This is a genomic window from Streptomyces torulosus (assembly GCF_001419765.1).
Lineage (GTDB): Bacteria > Actinomycetota > Actinomycetes > Streptomycetales > Streptomycetaceae > Streptomyces > Streptomyces torulosus.
This window is the reverse complement of the sequence record NZ_LIRK01000367.1, coordinates 1-1,531: the sequence shown is the minus strand read 5'-3', so window position 1 is coordinate 1,531 and position 1,531 is coordinate 1. Positions and strand designations below refer to the sequence as shown.

Genomic DNA, 1,531 nt, shown 5'->3' with positions numbered 1-1,531 from the left:
CATTCTGAACCGATAAGTTAGTGGATAGCGCAACGAATTGGGCGTGTCAAAGCGGTCACCGACACGCCCAATTCGTTGCGCTATCCACTAACTGATCGTTTCAGAATGAGTTCAGCTGTGGGTCTTGTGCTCCATGATCTTGGTCGGCAGGGTGTCCGGGGTGCGTGCTGATCTTGTTCCGGATGACCTGTGGGAGCGGGTGGCCCCGCTTCTGCCGCCCGAGCCCGCACGGCGCCATCGCTACCCGGGTCGCCTGCGTGTTCCCGACCGGGCCGCCCTCGCGGGCGTCATGTACGTGTTGCGGACCGGTGTCGCCTGGCGTGATGTCCCTGCCGAGACCGTGGGCTGCTCCGGGGTGACGGCATGGCGCCGGCTGCGAGACTGGACCGAGGCCGGTGTCTGGCCGCGCCTGCACGCCGCCCTACTCACCGAACTACGCCGCGCTGGCCTTCTCGGCCTGGACGACTGCGCCGTGGACGGGTCGCATGTCCGGGCCCTGAAAGGGGGGATCACGTCGGCCCCTCGCCCGTCGACCGCGCCCGTCCCGGCTCCAAACACCATCTAATCGTCGACCGCCATGGCACCCCGCTCGCCGTCACGCTCACCGGCGGGAACCGACATGACGTCACCCAGTTGCTGCCGCTGCTGGACGCCGTCCCAGCGATTCGGGGCCTACGAGGACGCCCCCGCCGCAAGCCCCGACGCCTGTACGCCGACCGGGGCTACGACTTCGACAAGTACCGCCGTCTGCTGTGGAAGCGCGGCATCAAGCCGGTGATCGCCCGACGCGGCGTCGCGCACGGCTCCGGACTGGGCAAGGTGCGCTGGGTGGTCGAGCGTGCCTTCGCCTGGCTGCACCAGTTCAAGCGGCTCCGCATCCGCTACGAACGACGCGCAGATCTCCACCAGGGCTTGCTCGAACTAGCCTGCTGTCTCATATGCCTTCGCCGCCTCCGAACTTCATTCTGAAAGATCAGTAAGGGGCGGCGACGCACCGGAGTCGGTAGGAGGGTGGCGAAGTCGGGTTCCTGCCCTTCCGAGGTGAACTCAGGTGAGGTCGAAGGTGACGCTCACCGAGCCGTCCCAGTCCGGTGCCTCCATAAGCGTGAGGGTTCCATCCTCGGCCTCGACGACTCGCACCGTGATCCCGCCGCGGTCCTCACCGGGAAACGCAATGGAGAAGTGGGGGTCTATCTCCATGAGGAAGTCCCAGCCCTCGCGTTGGGTCGTGTCAAGGGCGCTGGCATGCCGCCCGGTTGCCTGCCACTTGCCGACCGCGTCGACAGTGACGGTGATGTCGATGTCGTACGTCTCAAGGCAAGTCGAGTGATTGGCCCACCATTCGAGGCGGCCCTGACCCACGAATCGATCCATGAGCACACTATGCACAGTGGCTAGGCCGACCGGGTGAGCCTGCACGGCTGCCGGCCGTCGTGGGTCAGGCCGTGAGACAGAACTGCATGGGGCAGACCGGACAGGCCCTCGCCTCATCCGGCGGCGCCCCATACGCTCGCGACCTCATTCTGAAACC

At 66.2% G+C, this 1,531-nt stretch carries 2 protein-coding genes; one reads left to right on the top strand and one right to left on the bottom strand.

Annotated features, from left to right (window positions below):
• Positions 1 to 160 precede the first annotated feature (160 nt).
• A protein-coding gene (locus AOK23_RS25055) for an IS5 family transposase (RefSeq protein ID WP_107102867.1) occupies positions 161 to 969 on the top strand; the annotation gives its coding sequence in 2 pieces (ribosomal slippage) (positions 161 to 500 and positions 500 to 969; 810 coding nt in all).
• A 78-nt stretch (positions 970 to 1,047) separates the two neighbouring features.
• Here AOK23_RS25055 and AOK23_RS25050 read toward each other — a convergent pair.
• A complete protein-coding gene (locus tag AOK23_RS25050; protein WP_055714904.1) occupies positions 1,048 to 1,374 on the bottom strand; it encodes a hypothetical protein in 327 nt (108 codons plus the stop codon).
• Positions 1,375 to 1,531 lie beyond the last annotated feature (157 nt).

Excerpts from the sequence above, each read along its gene's own strand:
- AOK23_RS25050 (WP_055714904.1), bottom strand. The coding sequence starts at position 1,374 with ATGGATCGATTCGTGGGTCAGGGCCGCCTCGAATGGTGGGCCAATCAC.